Consider the following 25,011-nt stretch of genomic DNA (forward strand, 5'->3'; position numbering starts at 1 on the left):
CTCGCGTTCGGGCGCCGTCACGAGCGGAGTGCATCTCACGAGCGGAGGGCCGAAAGGCCCCATCCGACACTCCCTCCGCGAAACACCCTCCCCCGGTGACGGGGGGGCGCGTCACGCGGAGTCGCGGATCACGAGCTCTGTGGGAAGGATGGTCGCGTGCGGCGCCTCGCGGCCGGCCAGAAGCGCCAGCAGCACGTCGGCCATGCCGGCGCCCTGCGCCTTGGAGGGCTGGCGGATGGTGGTCAGCTCGGGGGCGACGGCCGTGGCCACCGGGGAGTCGTCGAACCCGATGAGCGCGATGTCATCCGGAACCGAGACCCCCGCCTCCCGCAGCGTCTCGAGGACGCCGCGCGCCATGAGGTCGCTCTCGACGAAGAGCGCGTCGAGCTCGTCGCCGCGCGCGAGGATGCGCGCCATCGCCGCTGCCGCCCCCTCCTCGGAGAAGTCGCCGTCCTCGACCGCGACGATCTCCAGCCCCGCCTGGGCGCCGGCCTCGCGGAACCCGGCCAGGCGGTCGGTGGCGGAGGTCATTGTCTGCGGCCCCGAGATGGCCGCGACGCGGCGATGCCCGCGCGCCGCCAGGTAGCGCGCGGCTTCCCGGCCCCCGCCGACGTTGTCGATGTCGACGTAATAGTCCGTCGGCGTGATGCGTCCAGGGCGCCCGCCGAAGACGACGGGAAGGTCAGCGGCGATGCGATCGACGAAGGTGTCGCTGGTGTGGTGCGACGCGATGATCACCCCGTCGACGCTGCCGCTGCGCAGGTACGTCGTCGCCTTGTCGTGCGGATCGTCGCTGGCGATGATGAGGTTCAGCACGTAGTCCGACTGCGCGATGCGTTCGTGCACCCCCGCCACGATCGAGGCGAAGAAGGGGTCGCCGAAGAACCGGTCGGTGTCTTCGGGGATGACGAAGGCGATGGCGTGCGTCTGCCGGCGCGCGAGCGCCCGCGCAGCGCGGTTGGGCACGTAGTTCAGCGCGGCGATCGCGTCGCGGACCGCCTCCAGCGCCTCCGGCGACACGGCGGTCGACCCGTTGACGACACGGGAGACGGTCGAGCGCGAGACCCCCGCACGTGCGGCGACCTCCTCGATCGTCACCGCGTTCCGCGGCGTGCTGATGCTCATTCCCGCCTCCTCGCCGAGCGGGGTCGTCAGAGATTCGGGGAGATGTCCAGCGCGCGCTCGGCGATGATGCGACTGTACCGCCGCCCGGAGTCCTTCACCGTGCGCTTCTGCGTGTCGTAGTCCACGCGCACGATGCCGAAGCGCTTGTCGTAGCCCCACGCCCACTCGAAGTTGTCCAGCAGCGACCAGTAGAAGTAGCCGCGCACATCGGCGCCCGCTTCGACGGCGTCGAGGATCGCCCCGAGGTGCAGGTCGACGAACGCTGCGCGCTCCGCATCCGGCACCCGTTCTTCCCCGTCGACCACGACGAGCTCGTCGTCGTACGCGGCGCCGTTCTCGGTGACCATGAGCGCCACTCCGCGCGCAGCGGTGTACTCGTCGTGCACGCGCGTCAGAAGGCGGGTCAGCCCCTCGGGCTGCACCTCCCAGTTCATCGAGGTGCGCGCCAGCCCACGGTCGTGCCAGTAGATGCCCTCGGACGACGGGAACGGCGAGCGCGTGCGCCGCTCGGTCGGCGCGTCGCCGCCGCCGGGCGCGTCGGCCGGCGGGCGTCCGCCCACGTACTCGCCATGGTAGTAGTTCACGCCGAGAGTGTTGAACGGCGTCGCGATCGTCTCGAGGTCGCCGGGGAGCACCGCCTCCTCGAAGCGGTCGACGGCCGCCGGGTCGACACGACGGATGTCGTCGACGACGTCGGCGGGGTACGCCGCGCGGAAGACCGGATTCAGGAACCACCGGTTGAACTGCCCGTCGATGCGGCGAGCGGCGTCGACGTCGGCGGCATCCGCCGGGTCCACCGGGTCGGCGACGGTGAGGTTCAGCGTGATGCCGAGGTTCAGCGACGCGTCCCGCTCGCGGAGTTCCCGGACCGTCTGCCCGTGCCCGAGCAGCAGGTGGTGGGAGGCGAGCATGCCCTCGGCGATCGAGAAGTGCCCCGGGGCGTGGATGCCGGCGGTGTAGCTGAGGAAAGACGAGCACCAGGGCTCGTTGAGCGTGGCCCAGTCCTGCACGCGGTCGCCCAGAGCGTCGTGCACGTCGAGCGCGTACTCGGTGAAGAGCTCGCTCGTCTCGCGCGCCGTCCATCCGCCGCGCTCCTCCAGCGCCTGCGGCAGATCCCAGTGGTACAGCGTCAGCCAGGGGCGGATGCCGGCACCGAGGAGCTCGTCGACGAGCCGCCGGTAGAAGTCGAGCCCGGCCTGGTTGATCGGGCCGCCGTCGGGGCGGATGCGGGACCACGACGTCGAGAAGCGGTAGGTCTGGACGCCGAGCTGCTTGAGGATCGCGACGTCTTCGGGGTAACGGTGATAGTGGTCGCACGCCACGTCGCCGTTGTCGCCGCCGAGGACCGCGCCGGGCACCCGGCTGAACGCGTCCCAGATCGACGCGCGCCGACCGTCCTCGAAGGCGGCGCCCTCGATCTGGTAGGCGGCCGTGGCCGCCCCGAACTGGAAGTCCGCGGGGAAGGCGCGCGAACCGGTGCGTTCGTGCAGTGCGGGGGTGGTCATTGCGGCAGCATCCTCTCGGAGGGACAGGGTCACGTTTCAGCCCTTCACGGCCCCGGCCATGATGCCACTGATCAGCTGCTTCCCCGCGATCGCGAAGAGGACGAGCAGCGGGATCGTGGCCATCACGGCACCGGTGAGGACGATGGAGTAGTCGATGTAGAACCCCGACTGCAGCTGGCTGAGGGCCGTCTGCAGCGTCGGGTTCGACGGGCTCAGCACGATGAGCGGCCACAGGTAGTCGGTCCACGCGGTCATGAAGGTGAACAGGCCCAGGATCGCCATCGCCGGTCGGGCGGCCGGCACGCCGACGGTGAGGAAGGTACGGAACGAGCTCGCCCCGTCCATGCGCGCCGCCTCGATGAGCTCGTCGGGGATGACGTCGACGAGGTACTGCCGCATGAAGAACACGCCGAAGGCCGTGACGAGCGTGGGGACGATGACGGCGCCGATGGTGCCGGTCCAGCCGAGCTCGCGCATCACCATGAAGAGCGGGATGATGCCCAGCTGCGTCGGGATCGCCATGGTGGCGATGACGAAGATCATCAAGCCGTCCCGCCCACGGAAGCGGAGCTTGGCGAACGCGTACCCGGCGATCGTCGAGAACGACACGACCGACAGGGTGATGATCGCCGAGACCAGCACCGAGTTGCCCAGGGCGAGCCAGAAGGGGATCGCATCGAGCACCTTGGCGGCGTTGGCGAAGAAGTTGCCGCCGGGAAGGAGCGGCAGCGTCTCGCCGCGGGTGGCATTCGTTCCGGATCCGACGACGAACGACCACCACAGCGGGTACGCACTGCCGAGGATGAAGGCGGCGAGGAGGCCGTAGGTGAGGAACCCGGGGCGGCTCCCGATGCCGGCGGGCCCCGCCTCCCGCGGAGTGCGTCCCGGGCGCCAGCGCCGACGGGGCGCATCGGGCTCGATCGCGTCGACCTGCACCGGTGGAAGCGGCTCGGGAATGGTGACGCTCATGCGCGCTCTCCGTTCGCAGCGGCGCGCGCGGCCCGGCGGGCGCGGCGCGAGGGGCGGGCCTCGCCGGTGGCGATGCGGCGGGCGACGAGGAAGTTGACGACGCCGAACGCCACGATGAGAAGGAACAGCAACCAGGCGACGGCGGATGCCTCGCCGAGGTTCCGTCGGAAGAACGCCAGCTCCCACAGGAAGAGGACGGTCGTCTGGAACTGCCGGTCGCTGCCGCCGATGCCGCCGGCGGTTGAGACGTCGAACAGTCGTGGTTCGGCGAAGATCTGCAGTCCGCCGATCGTCGCGGTGATCACGACGAAGATCAGCGTCGGCCGGATGGTGGGGATCGTTATCGAGAAGAACCGCCGCACCGCTCCCGCGCCGTCGATCGCCGCCGACTCGTAGAGGTCTCGGGGCACGGCCTGCATCGCGGCGAGGAGGATGAGCGCGTTGTACCCGGTCCAGCGGAAGTTCACCATAATCGCGATCGCGAGGTGGCTGAGGAACGTGTCGTGCTTCCAGGGCAGATCGGCGATGCCGACGAGGTTGAGCAGGTTGTTGGCGAGGCCATCCGCTTCGCTGAAGATGCTGGAGAAGATGAGGGCGGTCGCGACGGGGGTCACCACGAAGGGCAGCAGGACGCTCATCCGCCAGAAGGTGGGCGCACGAAGCCCCCTGTCCAGCAGGTAGGCGACGATCAGCGCGATGGAGAGCTGCGGGATGGCGGACAGCAGGAAGATGCTGACGGTGTTGAAGACCGAGTTCCAGAACATGCGGTCGCCGAGGATCTCGACGAAGTTCCCCCAGCCGACGAACTCGCCCTGCCCCTTGAGCAGGTCCCAGTCGTACAGCGACACGTTGAGCGTGTAGACGAGGGGGAACAGGCCCACCAGGCCGAAGAGCAGGAAGAACGGGGCGATATAGAGGTAGGGCGAGCTCTTCTGGTCTGCGCGGGAGAGGCGCTGCCGAAGGGGGAGGCGCCGGCGCGGCGGCCGGGACGGGGCGGATGCCGGGGCGTCGAGCCGGGCCGGCGGTTCGGGGCGGATCGCGGTGGCGGTCATAGAGGAGTCCTCTCGCAAGCGGATGCGGGGCCCCCGGACGAGTCCGGAGACCCCGCATTCGTGACGATTCGTCAGTCGACGAGCTCCTTCAGAAGCTCCTGCGCCTGCGACCACGCGCCCTGCGTGTCCGTCTCCCCACGATCAAGAGCAGACAGGGCCGGTCCGAACACGTTCTCCTGGATCACGGAGTCCTGCGGACCCTTGAACTGCGCGACGACGCCCTGCGCACGCTGGGCGAGGATCTGGCCGGTGGGAGCACCGTTGAAGAATTCGTTCGGCGTCGCCTCGGCGGCCAGGGTCTCCTGCGCCTCGAGGGTGCTGGGGAAGTTCCCCGCGGCAGCCGACTGCTTGACCTGCTGCTCGGGCTGCGTCAGCCAGTCGGCGAGCTCTGCGGCGGCCTCCTTGTGCTTCGAGGTCTCGCTGACGGCGAGGAACGCGCCGCCCCAGTTCGCCGCTCCGCCGGGGAAGACATCGGCGAAGTCCCAGCCGGTCGACGCGTCGCCGCCGCCCGCTTCGACCTGGCCCTCGACGACGCCCAGCATCCAGCCCGGGCAGACGAACGTCGCGAAGGTGCCGTCGACGAACGACTTGCCGCCGTTCCAGTCCCACGCCGACTCGGCGGCCGACAGGCCGTCCTCGGTCGCGGCGCCGAGCAGTTCGAAGCGCTCCTGCAGCTCGGCGTTGCCCTCGACGTTCAGCTCGCCGTCGGCGGTGTAGTAGCCCTCGGGGAGCTGGTTGACCATCGCGTTCCAGACGAAGCCAGAGTGGTCGTACCAGGCCTTGCCGGTGGCCGCCTGGTACTGCCGGCCGATTTCGAAGTAGTTCTCCCAGTCGCCGTCGAGGAGCGCTGCCACCTCGATGCGATCGGTCGGCAGACCCGCCGCCGCGAAGGCGGGAGCGTTGTAGCAGATGCCCTGCGGGCCGATGTCGGTGCCGTAGCCGATGACACGCCCCTCCGGGTCGGTCGCCTGCCCGTACTTCCAGTCGACCCAGTCGCCCTTGCGGTCTTCGATGCCGTAGTCGCGGAGATCGGCGAACTGGTCGGAGACCTCCATGATCGCGCCGAGCCAGCCCTCCTCGATCGCGACGATGTCGGACAGGCCCGACCCCGCGGCGATCTTGGTGAACGCGTCGGTGCGGGCGTTGCCACCCGTATCGATGTTCGTGGCGTCGATCGTGATGTTCGGGTGCTCCTCCTCGTACTCGGCGTAGAGGTCGTCGTAGCCGAACGTGCCGAAGGTCGTGATGCTGAGGGTGATGTCCTCGTCCGAACCGGCGGCGTCTCCGCCGCCGCCGGAGCATCCGGCGAGAACGAGAGCTGTGGTCGAGGCCGCGGCCGCCACGAGGGCGGCGCGACGCAGGGCGCGTGATGACACAGGTCACTCCTTTGTGGTGTGGGTGGTTCCGGCTGTGAAGGCAGTGGGAGCGCTCTCACCGGATCGACACCGAGAGTATGGGATCGCTCCCACGGTGTCAAGGGAGCGCTCCCATGGTGGCGCCGCCGCCGTCATCGCGCCGGCACATCGGGCAACATTCCGGCGAGATCGGGCCCAGAGGCCGGTCCACGCCCCCGCCCCCCCCCCGCAGGGGCCGGGCGGATTCGTCCGGAATGTTGTCCGCGGCAGGCGCCGTAGGATGGAAGTGCCCGCCTCCCGCGACACCTGGAGCTCGAATGCCCACCATCGTCGTCGACGTCATGCCCAAGGCCGAGTTGCTGGACCCTCAGGGCAAGGCCGTCTCCGGAGCCCTCTCCCGCATGGGCGTCGATACCTTCGGATCCGTCCGCATCGGCAAGCGCTTCGAGCTCACGGTGGAGGGGGAGGTCGACGAGGCCGTGCTCGCGCAGGTCCGCACGATCGCCGACGAGGTGCTCTCCAACGCGGTCATCGAGGACGTGGTCGGCATCGAGGTGGTCGAGTGACCGCGCGCATCGGGGTCATCACCTTCCCCGGCTCGCTCGACGACCGCGACGCGCAGCGTGCCATTGCGATCGCCGGTGCCGAGCCGGTCGCGCTGTGGCACGGCGAGCACGACCTGAAGGGCGTGGACGCCCTGGTGCTCCCCGGCGGCTTCAGCTACGGCGATTACCTGCGCGCGGGCGCGATCGCCGCCCTCGCGCCCATCATGGCCGAGGTGAAGGATGCCGCCGCCAAGGGCATGCCCGTTCTCGGGATCTGCAACGGCTTCCAGATGCTCGTCGAGGCGCACCTCCTGCCGGGCGGGCTCATCCGCAACGCCTCCCAGCAGTTCATCCGCCGCGACCAGCGCCTGCGCGTCGAGAACGCCTCGACCGCCTGGACCAGCGACTTCGCCGAGGGCGACGAGATCGTGATCCCCCTGAAGAACGCCGACGGCGGCTATATCGCCGATGACGAGACGCTGCGGCGGGTTGAGGGAGAAGGTCTCGTCGCCTTCCGCTATCTCGGAGTCAACCCGAACGGATCGCTCGACGACATCGCCGGACTGACGAACGAGCGCGGCAACGTGGTCGGGCTGATGCCGCATCCGGAGCACGCGGTCGAACCCGGTTTCGGCCCGGGGACCCCCGCGGCGATGCGCTCAGGCGTGGACGGGCTCGGGTTCTTCTCCTCGGCGATCTCCGCCGTCGTCGGCGCCGCTGCCTGAGCCCATGACCGGCGACCTCGCCGAACGGCGCACCGTGGACGGGCGCCTGATCGAGCGCGTCCCGCGGCCCCCACTGGCACTCGCCCTGGGGCTGGAGCCGCATCCGGAGGGCGGCTGGTACCGCCGCACGTGGACCTCGCCCTCCGTCGTCGACACCGAGGGCGGCGCGCGTCCCGCGGCCACGATGATCGTCTTCCTCCTGCCCGCGGGCGAGGCCTCGGGGTGGCACCGCGTGTCCTCGGATGAGGCGTGGATCTGGAACGGCGGGGGCCCGATCGCCCTGCAGCTCGGCGGATCGGGCGATGAGCCGATCGCCGGCAACGTCGTCACGCTGGGCGATGCCGGCGACGGCCTCGAGCCGCAGGGGACCGTGCCGCCCGGCGTGTGGCAGCGAACCCTCCCCGCCCACGCCGACGCGCTCGCGACCTGCGTCGTCTCGCCGGGATTCGACTTCGCCGACTTCACGATGCCCGGAGTCGACGGCCGCACATCGGCCTAGCGCTCGCACCGAGAGGGCTCACACCGTGCCGGCCGGCGGCCACACCCCGATCAGCACCGCCATCACGAGGACGGTGACGAGCTCATGCGCGATGTTGAGGACCGTGAGCGATGAGGGGCGCCCCTCGAAGGCATCGTGCGTGATGAAGCGCGCGGCGGTGAAGCCGGCCCACAGCACGACCGCCGTGATGATCGCGTTCCAGAAGAAGCCGCCGTCGTAGAAGTGCCACGCGATCGCCGTCGCGCCCGCCAGCACCCAGGCGGTCACGAAGCTCACCAGCACCGTGACGAGGATCGGCCCCACCGCGTTGGCCGCCGACCCGGTCGGATCGACCTTCGCCAGCCGCATCCAGCGGTTGCCGAACACGCGCGGGGTATACCAGATCGACCCCACCACCATGCTCGACGCGGTCGCCAGCAGAACCGCCCAGTAGTTGATCTCGGGAACCATCCTCGCCTCCCTGTCGATGCCCCGAGCGTAGCGGCATGCGCGCGCCGGAGGGATAGCGTGGAGGCATGCCCCCCGCATCCCTGGTCGTCTCCGTTCCGAGCGAGCAGCTCGCCGCCGATCTGGCACCGCTTCCGGACGGCGTCGACCTCGTCGTGTGGGATCTGAAATCGCCGGCGCCGCGACAGCGCTTCGATCTCGTCGTTCCGCCGTACATGGGGCTCACGGCCGTGCTCAAGCGGCTCGACGGCATCGAGGTGGGCCTGATCCAGAGTCAGTCGATCGGCTACGACGGGGTGGAGGACGTCCTTCCCCCCGACCGGACCTTCGCCAACGCCTCCTCGGTGCACGAGACCTCGACCGCCGAGCTGGCGGTGGCTCTCACGCTCGCCGCGCAGCGCGGTATCCCGACGTTCGTGCGCAACCAGGCACGGGCCCGATGGGCGCCGCTGTTCGCCGACAGCCTCGCCGACGGGCGGGTGACGCTCCTGGGCTTCGGCGGCGTCGGAAAGGCGATCGCGACGCGACTGGCGGGCTTCGAGGTTCAGCTGCGCGCGATCGCCCGTCACTCACGGGTCGAAGACGGTGTGGCGGTCTCCGCGCTCGACGATCTGCACAGCGTCCTGGCGGCGACCGACGTGCTCATCGCCTCCCTCCCCGGTGGGCAAGCGACACAGCATCTCCTCGACGACACCGCGCTCAGCGCCCTCCCCGACGGCGCGCTCGTCGTGAACGTCGGCCGCGGGACGCTCATCGACACCGATGCGCTCGTCGACCACGTCGCCCGCGGCCGCCTGCGTGCGGCCCTGGACGTGACCGACCCCGAGCCTCTGCCCGACGACCACCCGCTGTGGTCGCTGGACGGCGTGCTCATCGCCCCCCACGTCGGCGGCGCATCCAGCGCCATGCGGCCGCGGATCGCGCGGCTCGTGCGCACGCAGATCGAGCGGATGCGGGCCGGCGAGGCGCCGCTGAACGTCGTCCTCGGCGGCTGAGGACCGTCTCTCGGATGCGGCGGACCTACGCCGTCAGCCGTGGCTGACGCGCAGCAGCTGCTTGCCGAGATTCTTGCCGTCGAAGAGCCGGTTCATGGTGCTCACGGTGGCCTCGATGCCGCCCTCCTGCACGTCCTCCGCCCACCGCAGGCTGCCGTCGCGCACCCACCGCGCCAAGCGATCTGCGCCCTCGGCGAAGCGGTCCGCGAAGTCGGTGAAGATGAAGCCCTCGATCCGCGCGCTGCGCACCGTGATGGTGGAGAGGTTGGTGGGCCCGTACGCGGTCGCCTCGTCGGAGTAGCCGCTCGAGATCCCCCCGCACATGACGACGGTGCCGCGCTGGGCGATGTTCGCGATCCCTGCTTCGAGGACCCGTCCGCCCACGTTGTCGTAGAACACGTCGACGCCGCGCGGGGCGAGCTCCGCCACGCGGCTTCGCACGTCTTCGGACTTGTAGTCGACGACCTCGTTCAACCCGGCGACCTCCCGCAGCCATCGCACCTTCTCGGCGCCGCCGGCGATCCCGATCGTGCGGGCACCCGCGAGACGCGCGAGCTGCCCGGCCACCGAGCCGGTCGCGCCGGCCGCGCCGGAGATGAGGACGACGTCGCCGGGCCGCGGACGGGCGATCTCGATCATTCCGAAGTACGCCGTCAGACCCGTGGTGCCGAGCACGCCGAGCACCGCCGTGGCGGGCACGCCCTCGGGCACGCGCTGCGCCCGAGGGGTCCCGACCCCCGCCGAGTGGATGTGCTCGAGGAGCGGCACCGACTCGAGCGTCGGCTCCGCGACGACGTACGTCTGCCACCCGAAGTTGCCGGCCACGGTCGCGCCGACCGGGAAATCGGCGACGGTGCTGCGGACGACCTCGCCCACGCCGTGCCCGCGCATCACCTCGCCGACGGGCACCGGCGGCGCGTAGGAGGGGCCGTCGTTCATCCACCCGCGCATCGCGGGATCGAAGGCGAGCCAGTCGACGCGCACCACGATCTGGCCGGCACCGGGCTCGGGGACGGTCTCCTGCACCACCGTGAAGTCCTCGAGGGTCGCGGTCCATGAGGGCCGGCGGGCCAGGCGCAGCTGGTGATTGACGAGAGCGGTCATACCGGCAATGATAACCACATAAGGACCATTCAATCTACCAATTATCGAGGAAGCACCGTGTCCCACTCCCCTCGCCCTGTCATCGGAATCACGTTCTCGTCGAGGGATCTCGAACGGGTGCGGTTCTCGCTGTGGCAGGACATGCTGCGCGGATTCGCGGAGGCCGGTGCTGCCACGCTCACCCTCGACTGCCACCGGCCGCAGGGTGATCTCGCGACGGTGACCCAGCGCCTGGACGGCCTCGTCATCAGTGGTGGCGCCGACGTCGACCCGGCCCTGTACGGCGGCCGGACGGACGACCCCGCCCTCCGCGACATCGATCGCACTCGCGACGACAACGAGCGGGCCGCGCTGCAGGCCGCCCTCGACGCCGGGCTCCCCGTCCTGGCGATCTGCCGCGGTCTGCAGCTCGTCAACGTCGCCTTCGGCGGATCGCTCTACATGGACCTGAAGCGCGATCGCGACGTCTCGTCGACCCACGAACTCCACGAGGAGGCGCTGAGCGCACCGCTTCACACCGTGGACGTGGCGCCCGCGTCGCGGCTGTCGCAGTGGCTCGGGGGGCGCAGCGGACGCATCGCGGTCAACAGCGAGCACCATCAGGGGATCCGCGCACTCGGCGCCGGGCTGGTGGCCTCCGCCGTCGCGGAGGACGGGCTCATCGAGGGCATCGAGTCGCCCGCTCACCCCTTGGTCGCGGTGCAGTGGCACCCCGAGATGCTGTGGCCGACCGACGAGAACGCCCGGCGCCTGCTCGCCGGGTTCGTCGACGCCTGCCGCGCAGACCGTGCCGCCGACGCCGCGGTCACCCCCGGCGCTGCTCGATGAGCCACGCCGGGACCTCCGCGCCGACCGCCGTGAACGCCTCATCCGGAAGCAGGGCGGGGTCCTTGTAGAGCGACCAGGTGCACGTGGAGCGCGAGGGTCGGTCGTGGCCCGCCTGTACGGGCGGCTCGATCACTCGCAGCGGGAAGCCCAGCCGCTCGATCGGGGCGCGCTGCTGCAGCTGGCAGCAGTGCACGCAGTAGTGGCAGACGCCCGCCGTCCGCCACGCCCAGTCGTATTCGCCGGCTGTGAAGCTCCGGGCGGATGCGGCGGCACCGGACCGGTCGTACGTGCGGCCGCCCGACCCGCACGGCGCGAAGCGGACCACCCACCGATCCGCCTCCTCCCAGACCTCGAAGGCGCCGTCGCGACGCGGACCGGCGAGGTGGCCGCGGGTGGCCTCGAAGATGTCGAGCACGAGACGCTCGAGCGACTGCGGCCACGGTCGTGACTCCGGCGCGTACTTCTCGGGCAGCGCAGCGTAGTAGTGGGCGAGCATCCGATCCCACAGCGGCCCCACGCACTCCTCGCCGACAGCTCCGACGGCGACGGCCAAGAGGCCGCACAGCGCGTCGGTCGCCGGATCGTGGACCGATTCCCACGTCGCGCGCGCCGACTCCAGCGCGCGGCGGGCATCGGCTGGGCGGCGTCGCCCCACCTCCGCGCCGAAGCGCGCGAGCTGTGAACGATAGTCGTCCCAGCCCGCGACGAGGCTCGCCCCGGCGCGATCGGCCTCGGAGCGGGCCGGGGCCAGCTCCGCCTCCGCAATGCCGAGATCGGCCAGGAGCGCGGGCAACTGGACGAGCCACAGCCGATACAGGTCGAAGGCCTCCTGCGCCTCCTGCACGGTCAATTCGGCCAGAGCCACCGCATCCGCGTCGCTCCCCTCCGAGAGGGCCTCGAGCGCGCGGACGTACGTGGACTCGCCCTGCGCCGCCCACTCCTCCCGTCGCACCGCGTGGCCGAGCGCTTCGCTGTGGCCGACGCGGACCGCCACGTCAGCCCCGCTCGAACAGTCGCCGCTTCTCCCAGTCGGTGACCGTCTCGTTCAGGAACGCCTTCTCCTCCTCGCGCCCGAGCGCCAGCAGGTGCCCGTGCACGGCCTCGCCGAGTGCGGCGCGCAGCTCGTCGCTGCGCTCGAAGAGGTCGAGGGCGGCGTGGAGCGATCCGGGGATCTGCGGGACGTCGTCGCGGGAATACACGTCGCCGAGTTCCATCGGGGGCATCGTGAGCGAGGCTTCGATGCCATCGGCACCCGACAGCGCGATGGCGCCGAGCGCCACATAGGGGTTCACATCCGCCCCCGGGATGCGGTTCTCGATGCGACGGACGTCGCCGCTGCCGACGACACGCAGCGAGCAGGTGCGGTTGTTGTCACCGACGGCGATCGCGGTGGGCGCGAACGAGTGCGGGCGGAAGCGCCGGTAGGAGTTGACCAGCGGCGCGTACATGAGCGTCGCCGCCTCGGCGCGCGCGGCCAGCCCGCCGACGAAGCCGTCGAATCGAGCGTCGGCACCCAACGGCGTGACACCGTCTTGGTCCCAGAGGCTCACATGCACGTGGCACGAGTTTCCGTCGCTGTCGATGTTCCACTTCGCCATGAACGTGACAGACTTGTCCATACGCGCCGCGATGGTCTTGACGCCCCACTTGTACAGGAAGTGACGGTCGGCCATGTCGAGGCAGGTCGTGTGCTTGAGGTTGATCTCGTGCTGGCCGAGACCGTACTCGCCCGCGTAACCCTCGATCTCCACGCCCGCCTGGTCCATCTGCCGGATGACCTGCGCGATGAAGCCCTCCGACTTGATGCCCGCGAAGGCGTCGTAGGCGGCGTGATACCGGGTCGAGGGAGTGAGCGTGCGGTAGTCGTCGTGCCAGGCGGATTCGTAGCTCTCGTCGAAGAGGTAGAACTCGACCTCCGTCGCGGCCTGCAGAGTGACCCCGAGCGCTTCGAGCCGGGTCAGCTGATCTTTGAGGATCTGGCGCGGAGCGAAAGCGAGCGGGACGCCGTTCTCGTCCACGGGGTCGCAGATCACGACGGGCATCGGCACCCACGGCACGCGCCGCAGCGTGCCCAGGTCGGGAGAGAGGTACACATCGGGCACGCCGTCACCCATACCCCCGATGTGATCGAGTCCGGGGCGCACGTCCTGCTCGATGTCGAGCCCCCACAGCATGAGCGGGACCTTGTAGGCGGTCGTGCGCCCGAGATTCTCGATGAATCCGTCCGCGGCGACCCGCTCGGCGAGGCAGCGACCGGTGTTGTCGGGGGTGATGAGGAGCACTCCCTCGACGAGACCGGCGTCGATCTGCTCCATCAGCTCCGCGACCGTGAGAGCTCCGTACCGGGGGGCGCGGGCTGCCGGGGCGGGCGGGGCGATGTCGACGTCGCCGATCGCTCCGTCCCTGTCGATGTTCGGCATGGTGTCCATGTCGGTCTCCGTCCTGTGGACATTTCGTACGTCGAGGTGGTGCCCTGCCGCGGTCGCGGCGAGCGGTGGGGTCGGGATGCTCTTGCTGCTCACGGGTCAGTCCTCGAGGAGTTCTGCGTACCGCCCGGGCCGCCTCGCCCGGGTGATGGCCGTGACCACCGCGCCGATCGCGAACGAGGCGACGAGCACGACGAGGATGACGATGGCCGCCGCCCTCGTGCCGACGAGGAGGTCGAAGTTGGCGACGATCATATAGATAGCGAAGCCCAGACCGATCAGCGCGATGACAGGCGCCACGACCGAGTTCCAGACCGGCGTCTCGGGGTGGAAGCGTCGGTGGAAGGCGATGACGGCCACCGAGGTGAGCGCCATCAGGGTGATGATGCCGAGCGTGGCGGCGCCGGAGAACCACGTGTAGACCTCGACGATCGGGTCGAGTCCGAGCGCGATCACCAGGAGCAGGGCCGCGACGGAGAGCCCCGTGACCGTCAGCGACGAGCGCGAGGGCGCGCGGTGCGAAGGGTGGACCGTGCCGAGATAGGCCGGCAGGAACTTCCCCCGGGCGAGATTGAACTGGTAGCGCGCCACGACGTTGTGGAACGAGAGGACGCAGGCGAAGACGCTCGTGACCAGGAGCACGCGCACGACCTCCTCCATGACGGGGCCGACGTACTGCGTCGCGAGGTTCTGGAAGACGTTCGCCGGATCGGCGCCGGCCACCGCGGCGACATCCGCCGCTCCGACGCCGATCGCCATCGCATAAGACGTGAGCGCATAGAGGATGCCGATGAACGCGACGGCGAGATACGTGGCACGGGGGATGGTCCGCTCCGGGTTCGCCGCCTCACGGCGGAACACCGCGGTGGCCTCGAAGCCGACGAAGGCGAAGAAGGCGAACATGAGGCCGAGCGCGGGCGTCCCCTCGAACGCCAGACGCGGATCCAGCGGGGCGGCAGAGAAGCCCTCGGCACCGCCGCGCACGAAGATCGCGACATTGATCACGAGGATGACCGCCACCTCGAGGACGAGCACGACGCCGAGGACGCGTGCGCTGAGTTCGATGTCGCGGTATCCGAGGAAGGCCACCAGCGCTGCGACGGCGAACGCGAACAGCCACCACGGCACGTCGACTCCGAGGTACTGGGTCACGAGAGCCCCGATCGACACCCCCAGAAGGGCGTACAGGCCGATCAGCAGGACGTAGTAGGAGGCCAGCGCGAGCGCGGCGGTCCCGGCTCCGGGGATCTTGCCGAGGCCCGCCTGCACGTACGCGTAGAAGGCACCCGCGTTGGGCACGCGCCGGCTCATCAGCGTGAACCCCACGGCGAAGACGCAGAAGATGGCGATGGCGCCGAGGAAGTACAGCGGCGCCGCGGGGTTGCCGCCCAGGGCGAAAACCAGGGGCAGCACCGCGCAGGCGGCGCCGAGGGGAGCGACCGCCGCGACGACCATGAACACGATCGAGCCGACGCCGAGGCCCCGGTTCAACAGGGTCGACTCGTTCCCGGTCCGGGTGGATGAGTTGTATGCCGTCATCGGCGTTTCTCCTTCGGGAGCTCCCCCCATTGGGAGCGGGAGATGGGTCGGAGCGAACTCCGGAGTGGACAGTTAAAAACCTATTGGACCGATCTTCAGTCCTTATAGGGATTTTGTCAATCGAATTCTTCGGTCGAAAGTCCGCACCACTGCATCGCGGTGAGGGCGAGAGCGGCAGCGGCATCGTGGATCTCCTGCACCGCACACCATTCGTCGGCCTTGTGGGCGTTCGCGAGATGCCCGGGGCCGTAGTTCACGACGGGGATGCCCGTCTGCTCGACCCAGGTGGCGTCGCAGGCGGCCGGGAACGCCTCGATGTGGGCGGCACTCCCCACCGCGCGCTCGTGGGCATCCGAGAGCGCCCGAACGATCGGGTGATCGGCGGGCGTGTGATACCCGGGGAAATCGAGGAGCCACTCGAATCGCGGGGGCCGCCGACCGAGCCAGCTGTCCCGCGCGACGAACGCGCGCACATACTCCTCTATCTCCCGGCGCACCTCCGCCGGGTCGACCAGTGGCGGATACCAGACGAGGATGTCGATCTCGCAGTACTCGGCGAAGATGAACGGGATGTTCACGTCGCGCCCCTGGCCGTGGATGATGCCCGGCATGATCGAGAAGTGCCCGGTCGGGAAGAAGGGCGCCTTCTTCTGGAATCCCCAGTCCTGCTCGAGCTGGTACAGGGCTTGGAGAACGAGGTAGCCCTTGTCGATCGCATTGACACCGGCCGCCTCGCCCGCACCACCGGCGCGGACGAGCTCGCGTCGCAGGCCCGGATGACCGGCGAGGCCCTCGACGCGGATGCGGGCCCACAGGGCACCGGCCGCGGTCGGGTTGATGTTCAGCGGCCGATCGAAGCTCGCCGACGGCTCGAGGATGATCGCCGCGTCGGCGCCGTAGCCGGCCGCCAGCACGCAGGACGTGCCCACGTCGTGCTCGCCGAGCTCCTCTCCGGCGACCGACTGGACGATGAGATCGCCGTCGAGCCGCACTCCGGCCTCCTGCAGCGCGCGCGTGGCCCACAGCGCGGCGATGACGCCCGTCTTCATGTCGCTGGCGCCTCGAGCGTAGACCCGGCCGTCCTCGACGACGGGGGTGAACGGCTCTCGGCTCCAGTTCTCCGGGTCGCCCGGCGGCACCACGTCGATGTGGCCGTTGAGGATGAGGGAACGGCCCCGCCCCCGTCCGCGCACCCGCCCCGCGAAGTTCTCCCGCTGAGCGCTCGTCGCCGGCGTGGAGTACTCGTCGAAGACGGCGGCGAATCGGTCGCGGATCAGCGCGTTGGCCTCGGATTCGTTGCCGATGTAGGTGTCGTAGTGCGCTCCGGGGTAGTTCGGATTGACGCTGGGAACGCTCAACAGCTCGAGGGCCGACTCGGTGATCGCGTCACGGCTGCGGGCGAGGACATCCAGGACGCGCGCGGCCGGCGCGCTGTGCTGCTTCCGGGAACTGCTCATGACTCCTCCAGAGGTCGGGCGGAACAGGGATCAGTGCTCGGGCGTGACATAGGCGGCCGAGATACCGCCGTCCACGCGCAGGTCGTGCCCGGTGATGTGGCGCGCTCGGTCGCTCAGGAGGAACGCCGCCGCGTCGGCGATCTCCGCGGGGTCGGCGAAGCGCCCGGTGGGAACGTGCACCATGCGTCGCGCGACCTCGTCGGCGGTGAACAGCGCGCTGAGCATGGGCGACTGCACGGGGCCGGGACTGAGGACGTTCACGCGGACGTTCGTGCGAGCCAGCTCCACCGCCAGCTCCCTCGAGAGCGCGAGGACCGCACCCTTGGAGGCGGTGTATCCGATCTGCGAGACGGCCGACCCCATCGACGCCACCAGCGAAGCGGTGTTGACGACGGCTCCGCCCCCACCGGCGACGAGGTGCGGGATGCCGTGCTTGCAGCACAGCAGGATGCTCGTGACGTTCACCCGGAGGGTGCGCTCGAACGTCGCGATGTCTTCGGTGAGGGCCGACCCGTCGTCGGGAAGAGCGACCCCCGCATTGTTGAAGAGTCCGTCGATCCTGCCGAACCGGAGCGCCACCATCTCGTAGAGCTCCGCGACCGCCGGCTCCGATGTGAGGTCGGTCGTCAAGAAGATCTCCGCGCCGGTGTCGTCGGCGGTCGCGATGTCCACTCCCACGACCCGTGCACCAGCGCCGGCGAGTGCGCTCACCGCGGCGCGGCCGATGGCCCCGGCGGCGCCGGTGACGACCACCACCTTGCCGTCCAGTCCCGCCGTCACGATGCCTTCACCCCGAACCACCGCGCGAGGCGCGTCCCGATGAGATACGCGGTGGGGCTGAACGGCCACTGGCTGATGATCTTGCCGCTCGTGGCGTGGAAGTAGCTGGGCACCTCCGTCCACACCGTTCGAGAGAGGCGCCGCTGCAGCCGGCGGTTGTAGTAGTCATGGAACGATCGGCGCACCCGGACGATCGTCGCCCGCCCCCGCACGAGCTTCTTCACCATCGCCGCGGCGAACCGCGCCTGGGCTTCATAGAACGTGACGAGCGGGATGCCGCTCGTGTTGGGGCCGAAGATCATGAAGAGATTCGGGAAGTTGGGGGTCACCAGACCGTAGAGGGCCTCGGCCCCCTCGCTCCACTGCTCCCGGAGGTCGAGCCCGTTCTCCCCGATCACGCGATACGTGCCGAGGAAGTTGGCCGCGTCGAAGCCGGTCGCCAGCACGATCATGTCGAGTTCGTGGTGCTGGCCCTGCGCGTCGACGACACCCGTCGGGGTGACATCGACGACGCGGTGCGGCACCAGTTCGGTCTTCGGGCTCCGCAGCGCCGCGTAATAGGTGTCGCTGACCACCGTGCGCCGTGCCTCGACCGAGAAGTTCGGCCGCAGCAACTCCTTCAGCTCCGGATGCGCGCCCATCTCCTGCTCCAGGAACGCCTCGACCATCTTCTGGCGCTTGCGGTTGACACGCCCGCCCACACGGGCGTGGCTCGCGCCGTACTGCCGTCGGTCGTAGTCGAGATAGAGCCGGTACCGGCGCCAGTAGTACACCGGCTTGAACCGGTTCCACCGCCGCTCCTGCGGGGTGAAATCCCGCGCGTTCTTGGGCAGCAGCCAGTTCGGGGCACCCTGGAACACCTTGACCGCCTTGCCCAGACGCTCTGCCTCGGTGACGATCTGCACGGCCGAGGAACCGGTCCCCAGCACGCCGACGGTCTTGCCCTCGAGGCACAGCCCGTCGCGCCACGTCGAGGTGTGGCAGATGTCCCCCTGGAAGACCGTTTCCCCCTGGAGGAACGAGGGGATGAGGGGAGTGTTGAGGAAACCGACCGCGGAGATGACCGCCCGGAAGGGTCCGTGCTCCGTGCCGTCCGCCGCCGTGATCGACCAGGTGTGCGCGGTGTCCGACCAGCGCACCGTCTCGACGCCGGTGTTCAGGAGCGTGTGCTCATCGAGTCGCCACTTGCGCGCGACGCCCTGCAGGTACCCGAGCAGCTCGCTCCAGTCGGCATGGGTGCGCGACCAGTCGTAGGGCTCGAACGAGAACGAGTAGATGTGCGACTCCAGGTCGACTTCGGCACCGGGATAGCGGTTGACGAACCACGTTCCGCCGATCTGTTCGGACCGCTCGAAGATGACGAAGTCCTCGATGCCCTGCTTGAGGAGGGCCACGCCGGCGGCGATGCCGCTGAACCCGGCGCCGATGACGGCGACGTCGTGGGGCCCGCCGGCCAGGGAGGGGCGGAGGTCGGAAGCGTTCACCGGGGGACCTCGGTTTCGATGGCGTGGTCCACGGCGAGAGCCTCGGCCGCTTGCTCGAAGCACTCGCGCGGTGCACGGATGACGCCGGCCCCGATCTGGCCGCCGTCTCTGCCTGCGAGCCCGACGTCCATGACCGGCAGCACGCCGGTGGCGAGAACCTTGCGGACGTCGACCGCCGTGGGGGTGCCGCGGAAGCCGAACAGCGGGATGCGGTAGTGCGGGTTCTCCCCGTGCACGATGTCGTACATCTCGAGGTTGCGGGAGATCATGACCTCGGGCGAACCGCCCTGGTAGTCCTGCAGCGACAGGGCGCACGCCTGAGCGAATCCGCCCAGGCCGATCGTCTCGGTGATGGGCGATTCGCCCCCCATCCAGGTGATCTCGTCCTCGCTGTGACCGGCGAACAACTTGCCCTCGTGGATCGGCGGCGGCCCCTCGAACCAGCGGTCGCCGGTTCCCGACACCCGGATGGCGAACCCACGGCAGCTGAACGCCATCGCGGTGACGAGCGTCGAGCCGGCAACGCCCGCCATCGCATCGGCGCTCGCTTTGGCCGCCGCCATCGACAGGCGAAGGAAGAAGTAATCGTTCTCGGCGAGATGCAGCATCGTCTCGCGCACGTTGGGCACCTCTTCTGCCACCATGTCCAGGACCGCCGGCAGGATCGCGCGACTGAACAGGACGGATGCGGCGGCGTTCCGGCTGTGCACCTCGTCCCCCATCCGCAGCGCCCGCGCGATCAGCGGCTTGAGCGCGATGCCGCCCTGCCGGCGGATCGCCTCGGCCACGACGGGAGCGAGCACGTCGTTGACGTACAGAAGCCGGTCGTGCACGCCCTGGTCGTAGCATCCGTAGTTCAGTCGACGCGGCTCTTTGCCCTCGTAGAAGTTGCAGAAGGCGATGTTGCCGCCGGAGCGGTTCTCCACCACGAACACCGGCATCGACGCCGTGTAGATCCCTGCCAGCGACCCGACCGCGCCGTAGTCGTGGCATGCCCCGATGCGGATCTCCCCGCTGTCGAACTTGGCGATCGCCTCCTCGCGCGTAGCGGCGAGTCCTTCGAACAGCGCCCCGCCCACAAGCGCTTCGCGCTGACCGCCGACGTACTCGGACCACGGCATCGGCGCGCCGGAGGTGAGGATCAGGTCGTCGGTGTATCCCGGGATGACCTCGCGCGCGATGCCGACGTCGATGACCCACGGGTCCGCCGCGGTCAGCCGCTCGAAGGCGTCGGCATTGGCCTTCTCGATGTCGACGGCGCCTTGCGTCGCCGCGGTCACCATGCGACGACCCCGCCGTCGACAAGGAGCGTCTGCGCGGTGATGAACGACGCCCGCTCGGACAGGAGGAACTCGACCGCCTCGGCGACCTCGTGCGGCTCGCCGATGCGCCGGAGCATCGCGTACGACGCCGAGACATCCTCTCCGCCGGACACGCGCGCCATCGACGGGCTCATGGGCGCACGGATGACGCCCGGCGCGACGTTGTTCACGCGGATTCCCCGCGGCGCGAGCTCATTGGCGAGGTAGCGGGTATAGGCGGCGACACCCGCCTTCGTGGCACCGTAGACCGACGCCCCCGTGAAGCGGGCGAAATGGCCGGTGAGGCTCCCCACGTTGACGATCGCACTGCCGTCGCGAAGGTACGGCGCGCCGACGTCCGTCACGCGGGCCATGCCCGCGATGTTCACCTGGAACATCAGCTCGAGCTGAGCTTCGTCGAGCTCTCCCAGGAAGGAGTCGCGGAGGATCCCCGCGCAATTGACGATCCCCACCAGGAGCTCGCCCTGCTCGAGGACCGCCGCGAACGCGTCCTCGACGCTGGATCGGTCCGACACGTCCATCACGACCGTGCGCACCCCCGCCCCGTGCTCGACGGGATCGACGGCACCGACTGCCGGCTCCAGATCGGCCGCGACGGGCTCCCACCCGCCGGCGAGGAGACGCCGGCAGATTGCCAGCCCGATCACCCCGGCTCCGCCGGTCACGATGACTTTTCGATTCACGTTTCCACCTCTTCGTGCTGTTGTCTGGGGGTTCGGCGTCGGCCGCGTCGGACCGGAGCCGGGGGAAGGTCAGTGGACCTGGCGCTCTTCGAGTGCCCAGTACGCCTGACGGAGTTTGAACTTCTGGAGCTTCCCGGTGGCCGTGCGCGCGAGCTCCTCACGGAACTCGATCCGCTTGGGGCACTTGTATCCGGCCAGCCGCTCGCGGCAGTGGGCGATGAGGTCCTCCGCCGCGACGTCGCCGTCGGCGACGACGAGTGCCGTGACGAGCTCGCCCCACTTCTCGTCGGGGATCCCGATGACGGCGACCTCGCGCACTGCCGGATGTCCCGCGAGCACGTCCTCGACCTCGATCGATGACACGTTCTCGCCGCCGGAGACGATGACGTCCTTCTTTCGGTCGTCGATGGTGAGATAGCCGTCTTCGAGGCGCCCGCGGTCGCCGGTGTGGAAGACGCCGCCCTCCTGGGCCTCCGCCGTGGCGTCGGCGTCCTGCCAGTAGGCGGCGAGATTCTGATTGCTCGCCGCGAGCACTTCCCCGTCGTCGGCGACCGTGAGTCGCACGCCGATCCCGGGCGCTCCGGCACGCGCGAGCAGGCGCGCCCGATCGGAGGCGGGAAGGTCCCGCCATTCGCGTCGCGTGCGCGACATCGTCAGGAACGGCGAGGTCTCCGTGAGGCCGTAGATCTGGATGAACTCCCAGCCGAGCTCGTCCTGGATGCGCTCGATCAGGCGAGTGGGAGGCGGGGCGCCGGCCACGACGACGCGCACCCGGTCGCGCCCGGGAACCGGCCCCGACCACCCCTGTGCCGCATCCAGCACCGCGGCCAGCACCGTGGGAGCCGCGCACATGACTGTCACGCCGTGCGCGTCGACGCGTCGGAGGATCTCCGCACCGTCGACCTGACGGAGGACGATGTGGCTGCCGCCCATACCGGTCAGCGCGTAAGGCACCCCCCATCCATTCGCGTGGAACATCGGCAGGGTGTGGAGGTAGACGTCGCTTTCGTCCAGCGCCAGGTGCCATCCGAACGTCGTGGCGTTGATCCACAGGTTCCGGTGAGTGAGTTGCACCCCCTTGGGACGGGCCGTCGTACCGGAGGTGTAGTTGAGCGTGGCCGTGGCGTCCTCGTCGGCATTCCAGGAGGCCGGCGCGGCGGCGCGGCCCCAGAGCTCATCGTCTTCTCCGAGGATGAAGCGGTGACGCACCGGCAGGCCGTCGACGAGCTCGCGCAGGGACGGATCGGCTAGGACCACCTCGGCGCCGCTGTGCTCCAGGATGTACTCGACCTCGCCGCGCGTGAGGCGGAAGTTCACCGGCACGAGCACGCGTCCGTGCGCACTGACGCCGTAGAACGCGGCGAGCATGCGGGCGGAGTTCTGCGACACGATCGCCACGCGGCCGCCGGCCGGCACGCCCAAGTCGTCCAGCGACGCTGCCAGCGAACGGGTGCGGCGCGCGAACTCGGCGTAGGTCACCGCACCCCAGGAGCCCGGGACGGCGGGTTCATCGACGACCGCGATGCGCTCGGGGAAGACGTGCTCGGCGCGGTAGAGGAAGTCGTCGACAGTGAGCGGATAGCGCATGAAGTCCTCGCAGGTGATCGGGATTGCACTCCGAGGATAAGTACTAAAAGGTCTAAACACAAGACCTGTAGTCCTTTAGGCCTTTTTCGTGATGTCGCCCGCGCGCCGGGGACTTCGTCGGCTAACCTTCCCGACAGGAGGAGTCGTGACGGAGAACAATCTGGGCCCCATCAGGCAGATCGCCGCGCACGAGCTGGTTCTCGACCAGCTGCGACGGTCGATCAACCTGGGGCAGTTCCGCCCGGGTGACCGGCTGCCCTCCGAACGGGATCTGGCCGAGACGCTCGACGTGTCACGCACGACGGTGCGCGCCGCGGTGGCGGTCCTCGAGCGCGAAGGGCGCATCGCCGTGCGGCGCGGGCGCGGCGGCGGCTTCCTCGTACTGGAACCGACGTACGACGCCGCGGAGGCCAAGCGGGAGCTCAAGCGCAACAAGGTCGCCATCCGCGACGCCTTCGACTATCGCGTCATCGTCGAGTCCGGGGCCGCACGCCTGGCCGCCGAGCGCCGCAAGGCGAGCGATCTGCCCCGATTGAAAGACCTCGTACAGCGGATGAACGAGGCGATCGAGGCCGCGGGCGACGCGCCCACGCCCGCCCTCATCACCGACTTCCGCCTGCTGGACTCGGCGTTTCACCTCGGGATTGCGCGGGCCACCGGCAACGAACAGCTGGTGCGCTCGGTCGAGCTTGCGCGCAGCACGATGTGGATGCCCGTGGGGGCGATCTTCCAGCGCATCGAGAAGAACGCCAACGACCATCACGGCGAGATCCTCGACGCCATCCGTGACAGAGAGCCCGACGTCGCCGCTGCCGTGATGACAGCGCACATCGATGAGACGCGGCACACGCTGGAGTCGTGGATCCGGCGCTGAGCCTCAGCCCATCGTGGTGAGCCAGCCGCCGTCGACGACCAGATCCGTGCCCGTCACGAAGGATGCCGCATCGGAGAGCAGGTAGTCCACTGCCCCCCACACGTCGGAGGGGGTGCCCACTCGCCGGAGGGGCACACGCTGCGCCATCGCGCTCTCGCGCGACGGGTCGGCGTCGTAGATCGCGCTGATCATCGGCGTGCGGACAGCACCCGGGCACACCGTGTTGGAGCGGATGCCGTGCGGCCCGTGCGTGGCGGCGATGGCGCGGGAGAGGCTCACCAACCCGGCCTTCGACACCTGGTACGCATCGAGTGATCCGTCCGCGCGACGCAGGCCCGCGATGCTGGCGATGTGGACGAGAACGCCGCCGCCCGCCGGAACCATGGCACGCAGCGCCGCCTGGGCGAAGAGCATCGCGCCCGTCAGGTTGATCTCCAGGACGCGATGCCAGACGCCGACGTCCAGGTCGTGGACCGAGCCGTCCACGAGACGCGGGGAGGGGAGGCCCGGCTCGTCGAACCATGCGACCCCCGCGGCGTTGACGAGGTAGTCCAGGCGCCCCGCGGCGGAGCGCTCCACGGCCGCTCCCACAGCGGCGGCCGCGAGCGCGGGGTCGGTCACGTCGCCCCCCACGAAGCTCACTCCGTCGGGGAACCCGTCGTCGCCGGCTGTCAGGTCCACCGCGACCACGGCGACGCCCTGCGCCGCCAGCCGGCCGACGATCTCGCGGCCCATGCCTCCGTTCGCCCCCGTCACCACGGCCGTGCGGGGCGCGCGATCAGACATCGAGAAGGCGCCCGCGGAGGAAGGCGGCGATCTCGTCGACGGCATGCGCGGCCTCGTCGAACAACATCGGGAACTGCGCGAATCCGTGCACCATTCCCGCATAGGTGCTCTGCTGCACCTCCACCCCCGCCGCAGCGAGCTTCGCGGCGTACAGCTCGCCCTGCGGTCGGATGGGGTCGTACTCGGCCGTGATGATCAGTGCCGGGGGGAGCCCGGTCAGGTCGGCGTCCAAGGGCGCGGCCTGGGCGTCCACCGCGTGCTCGGGGTCGGTGAAGTACGCCTCTTTATGCCACTGGACCTCGTCGCGGTAGAGCATGACCCCCTCGTACGCGAGATCGAATCCCCGCTCCAGGTCGAAGGTCGTCGCGGGGTAGAGGAGCACTTGAGCCGCCGGCGCCGGCCCGCCGCTGTCCCGCGCGCGCAGCGTGACGGCCGCCGCGAGATTGCCGCCCGCGCTGTCACCCGCGATCGCCACCCGCGTCGGATCGGTGCCCAGACGGCCGGAGGCGGCGGCTGCCCACTCCCACGCCGTGTAGCAGTCGTCGGGCGCGGCAGGAAAAGGGTGCTCGGGCGGGCGCCGGTACTCGACGCTGAGGAAGGTCATGCCCGTTCGGTTGGCCAGTGCCCGGCAGATTCCGTCGTGCGAGTCGAGGCTGCCCATCTGCCATCCGCCGCCGTGGAGATAGACGACGAGTGGTGCACCGGGCTGCGCGGTGGCCGGCACGTAGCGCCGCGCCGGGATGTCATGGCTCCCGGCCGGGATGGAGAGATCCTCGATCTGCGCGATCGGTTCGACGGGCAACGCTGCGAACGTGGCCTCGAAGTTCTCGCGCGCCTGCTCGATCGGGAGCAGGTGCGCGTTGGGGCGGCCGCTCTCGGCCGACTGGCGCAGCAGGTCTGCGGCGACGGGGTGCAACGGCATCG

24 protein-coding genes are annotated in these 25,011 nt (G+C 69.8%); 6 read left to right on the forward strand and 18 right to left on the reverse strand.

Annotation, left to right across the window (positions count from 1 at the left end; translation table 11 throughout):
- Positions 1-111 precede the first annotated feature (111 nt).
- The 5 genes from ACTU3I_RS01355 to ACTU3I_RS01375 all read right to left on the reverse strand — a co-directional run bounded on the left by ACTU3I_RS01355 (position 112) and on the right by ACTU3I_RS01375 (position 6,027).
- Positions 112-1,125, reverse strand: coding sequence for a LacI family DNA-binding transcriptional regulator (locus ACTU3I_RS01355; protein ID WP_442923803.1), 1,014 nt, complete (start codon positions 1,123-1,125; stop codon positions 112-114).
- Positions 1,126-1,151: 26 nt separating this feature from the next.
- Positions 1,152-2,630 (reverse strand): GH1 family beta-glucosidase, encoded by a 1,479-nt coding sequence (locus ACTU3I_RS01360; protein WP_442923804.1) that lies wholly within the window; start codon positions 2,628-2,630, stop codon positions 1,152-1,154.
- 36 nt (positions 2,631-2,666) lie between these two features.
- Positions 2,667-3,599 carry a carbohydrate ABC transporter permease gene (locus ACTU3I_RS01365; RefSeq protein ID WP_442923806.1) on the reverse strand — a complete coding sequence of 311 codons (933 nt, stop codon included), beginning with the start codon at positions 3,597-3,599 and terminating at the stop codon, positions 2,667-2,669.
- The gene (locus ACTU3I_RS01370) at positions 3,596-4,651 is read right to left on the reverse strand and encodes a carbohydrate ABC transporter permease (RefSeq protein ID WP_442923807.1); all 1,056 of its coding nucleotides are present in this window, start codon (positions 4,649-4,651) and stop codon (positions 3,596-3,598) included. The genes ACTU3I_RS01365 and ACTU3I_RS01370 overlap by 4 nt, the downstream gene beginning before the upstream one ends.
- A 71-nt stretch (positions 4,652-4,722) precedes the next feature.
- The gene (locus ACTU3I_RS01375; RefSeq protein ID WP_442923808.1) at positions 4,723-6,027 is read right to left on the reverse strand and encodes an ABC transporter substrate-binding protein; all 1,305 of its coding nucleotides are present in this window, start codon (positions 6,025-6,027) and stop codon (positions 4,723-4,725) included.
- A 296-nt stretch (positions 6,028-6,323) separates the two neighbouring features.
- On the opposite strand from ACTU3I_RS01375, the gene purS reads away from it, so the two are divergent.
- The 3 genes from purS to ACTU3I_RS01390 are packed head-to-tail and all read left to right on the forward strand — an operon-like array spanning position 6,324 to position 7,775.
- Complete coding sequence (gene purS, locus ACTU3I_RS01380) at positions 6,324-6,572, forward strand: phosphoribosylformylglycinamidine synthase subunit PurS (protein WP_442923809.1); 249 nt, start codon at positions 6,324-6,326, stop codon at positions 6,570-6,572.
- Positions 6,569-7,276, forward strand: coding sequence for a phosphoribosylformylglycinamidine synthase subunit PurQ (purQ, locus tag ACTU3I_RS01385; protein ID WP_442923810.1), 708 nt, complete (start codon positions 6,569-6,571; stop codon positions 7,274-7,276). Before purS ends, purQ begins: the two co-directional genes overlap by 4 nt.
- 4 nt (positions 7,277-7,280) lie before the next feature.
- On the forward strand, positions 7,281-7,775 hold the full coding sequence (locus ACTU3I_RS01390) for a cupin domain-containing protein (protein WP_442923811.1): 495 nt from the start codon (positions 7,281-7,283) through the stop codon (positions 7,773-7,775).
- Between the two features lie 18 nt (positions 7,776-7,793).
- On the opposite strand, the gene ACTU3I_RS01395 is transcribed toward ACTU3I_RS01390, so the two are convergent.
- Positions 7,794-8,225, reverse strand: a complete 432-nt coding sequence (locus tag ACTU3I_RS01395; protein ID WP_442923812.1) for a DUF1761 domain-containing protein — start codon at positions 8,223-8,225, stop codon at positions 7,794-7,796.
- Between the two features lie 65 nt (positions 8,226-8,290).
- On the opposite strand from ACTU3I_RS01395, the gene ACTU3I_RS01400 reads away from it, so the two are divergent.
- Positions 8,291-9,217 (forward strand): 2-hydroxyacid dehydrogenase, encoded by a 927-nt coding sequence (locus tag ACTU3I_RS01400; RefSeq protein WP_442923813.1) that lies wholly within the window; start codon positions 8,291-8,293, stop codon positions 9,215-9,217.
- A 33-nt stretch (positions 9,218-9,250) separates the two neighbouring features.
- Here ACTU3I_RS01400 and ACTU3I_RS01405 read toward each other — a convergent pair whose 3' ends face one another.
- Entirely contained in the window at positions 9,251-10,321 is a 1,071-nt protein-coding gene (locus ACTU3I_RS01405) for an NADP-dependent oxidoreductase (protein ID WP_442923814.1), read from the reverse strand.
- 57 nt (positions 10,322-10,378) lie between these two features.
- On the opposite strand from ACTU3I_RS01405, the gene ACTU3I_RS01410 reads away from it, so the two are divergent.
- A complete protein-coding gene (locus tag ACTU3I_RS01410) occupies positions 10,379-11,149 on the forward strand; it encodes a gamma-glutamyl-gamma-aminobutyrate hydrolase family protein (protein WP_442923815.1) in 771 nt (256 codons plus the stop codon).
- Here ACTU3I_RS01410 and ACTU3I_RS01415 read toward each other — a convergent pair.
- From ACTU3I_RS01415 to ACTU3I_RS01455, 9 genes are all read right to left on the reverse strand, one after another.
- On the reverse strand, positions 11,127-12,143 hold the full coding sequence (locus ACTU3I_RS01415; RefSeq protein ID WP_442923817.1) for a hypothetical protein: 1,017 nt from the start codon (positions 12,141-12,143) through the stop codon (positions 11,127-11,129). The two genes, ACTU3I_RS01410 and ACTU3I_RS01415, sit on opposite strands and share 23 nt — an antisense overlap.
- A gap of 1 nt (position 12,144) precedes the next feature.
- On the reverse strand, positions 12,145-13,578 hold the full coding sequence (locus ACTU3I_RS01420; protein ID WP_442923818.1) for a glutamine synthetase family protein: 1,434 nt from the start codon (positions 13,576-13,578) through the stop codon (positions 12,145-12,147).
- A 96-nt stretch (positions 13,579-13,674) separates the two neighbouring features.
- Positions 13,675-15,114 (reverse strand): APC family permease, encoded by a 1,440-nt coding sequence (locus ACTU3I_RS01425; RefSeq protein WP_442923819.1) that lies wholly within the window; start codon positions 15,112-15,114, stop codon positions 13,675-13,677.
- 116 nt (positions 15,115-15,230) lie between these two features.
- A complete protein-coding gene (locus ACTU3I_RS01430; RefSeq protein ID WP_442923820.1) occupies positions 15,231-16,571 on the reverse strand; it encodes an ArgE/DapE family deacylase in 1,341 nt (446 codons plus the stop codon).
- A gap of 30 nt (positions 16,572-16,601) precedes the next feature.
- Positions 16,602-17,351: an SDR family oxidoreductase gene (locus ACTU3I_RS01435; RefSeq protein WP_442923821.1), complete on the reverse strand. Its 750-nt coding sequence runs from the start codon at positions 17,349-17,351 to the stop codon at positions 16,602-16,604.
- Complete coding sequence (locus tag ACTU3I_RS01440; protein ID WP_442923822.1) at positions 17,348-18,835, reverse strand: flavin-containing monooxygenase; 1,488 nt, start codon at positions 18,833-18,835, stop codon at positions 17,348-17,350. The genes ACTU3I_RS01435 and ACTU3I_RS01440 overlap by 4 nt, the downstream gene beginning before the upstream one ends.
- Entirely contained in the window at positions 18,832-20,118 is a 1,287-nt protein-coding gene (locus ACTU3I_RS01445) for a DUF1116 domain-containing protein (RefSeq protein WP_442923823.1), read from the reverse strand. Before ACTU3I_RS01445 ends, ACTU3I_RS01440 begins: the two co-directional genes overlap by 4 nt.
- A complete protein-coding gene (locus tag ACTU3I_RS01450; RefSeq protein ID WP_442923825.1) occupies positions 20,112-20,840 on the reverse strand; it encodes an SDR family NAD(P)-dependent oxidoreductase in 729 nt (242 codons plus the stop codon). The genes ACTU3I_RS01445 and ACTU3I_RS01450 overlap by 7 nt, the downstream gene beginning before the upstream one ends.
- Positions 20,841-20,909: 69 nt before the next feature.
- Positions 20,910-22,427, reverse strand: a complete 1,518-nt coding sequence (locus ACTU3I_RS01455; protein ID WP_442923826.1) for an AMP-binding protein — start codon at positions 22,425-22,427, stop codon at positions 20,910-20,912.
- 145 nt (positions 22,428-22,572) lie between these two features.
- Between ACTU3I_RS01455 and ACTU3I_RS01460 the strand changes: the two genes are divergently transcribed.
- A complete protein-coding gene (locus ACTU3I_RS01460; protein WP_442923828.1) occupies positions 22,573-23,301 on the forward strand; it encodes a FadR/GntR family transcriptional regulator in 729 nt (242 codons plus the stop codon).
- Between the two features lie 3 nt (positions 23,302-23,304).
- Here ACTU3I_RS01460 and ACTU3I_RS01465 read toward each other — a convergent pair whose 3' ends face one another.
- On the reverse strand, positions 23,305-24,087 hold the full coding sequence (locus tag ACTU3I_RS01465; RefSeq protein WP_442923829.1) for an SDR family NAD(P)-dependent oxidoreductase: 783 nt from the start codon (positions 24,085-24,087) through the stop codon (positions 23,305-23,307).
- The gene (locus tag ACTU3I_RS01470) at positions 24,080-25,009 is read right to left on the reverse strand and encodes an alpha/beta hydrolase (RefSeq protein WP_442923830.1); all 930 of its coding nucleotides are present in this window, start codon (positions 25,007-25,009) and stop codon (positions 24,080-24,082) included. Before ACTU3I_RS01470 ends, ACTU3I_RS01465 begins: the two co-directional genes overlap by 8 nt.
- Positions 25,010-25,011 lie beyond the last annotated feature (2 nt).

It is taken from the genome of Microbacterium sp. RD1 (genome assembly GCF_052220165.1).
GTDB lineage: Bacteria > Actinomycetota > Actinomycetes > Actinomycetales > Microbacteriaceae > Microbacterium.